This window comes from Arcobacter cryaerophilus gv. crypticus (assembly GCF_002993025.1).
In the GTDB taxonomy this organism is placed as follows: domain Bacteria; phylum Campylobacterota; class Campylobacteria; order Campylobacterales; family Arcobacteraceae; genus Aliarcobacter; species Aliarcobacter cryaerophilus_B.
Genome location: NZ_NXGI01000031.1, coordinates 1 through 486 on the forward strand (window position 1 = coordinate 1; position 486 = coordinate 486).

At 33.5% G+C, this 486-nt stretch carries 1 protein-coding gene; it reads left to right on the forward strand.

Annotated features, from left to right (window positions below; all coding sequences use genetic code 11):
- Positions 1-486 (forward strand): immunoglobulin-like domain-containing protein (locus CJ670_RS10905; protein ID WP_207763632.1); only part of this gene is annotated, 486 nt, incomplete at both ends.

A 486-nucleotide genomic window follows, 5' to 3' on the forward strand; every position in this document is an offset into this window, starting at 1 on the left:
GAGATAATAGTAGGTATTACTACTGAGAATGTAACTGAAGATAAAGATTCAATCTTTACAATTAGCATTAATAAACCAGTAAGCAAAAATGTAGAAGTAATATTAAGTAATGGAGACACTGTAATAATCGAAGCTGGAGAAACATCAGCTGAGTACAAAGTTAATGCTCAAGGTGATGATGTAATAAAAGATCCATCATCAGTAACTGTAACTCTAGCTGGTGCAAAAGCTACTGATGGAACAGAGTTTGAGAAATTAACACTAAGCCCACAAAGTCCTACATCAAATATTACTGATACAGATAATACTGTAGAAGTAAATCTAAGTGTAGATAATATTAACCCAACAGAGGGTGATACAGTAACATTTAAAGTAAGCCTAGAAGATTTAGATGGAGTTGGTGGATTAGATAGACACACAGGAGTAAAAGTAACTCTAAGTAATGGTGTAGTAATTGAGATTCCAGCTGGTGAAATTGAAGGAACA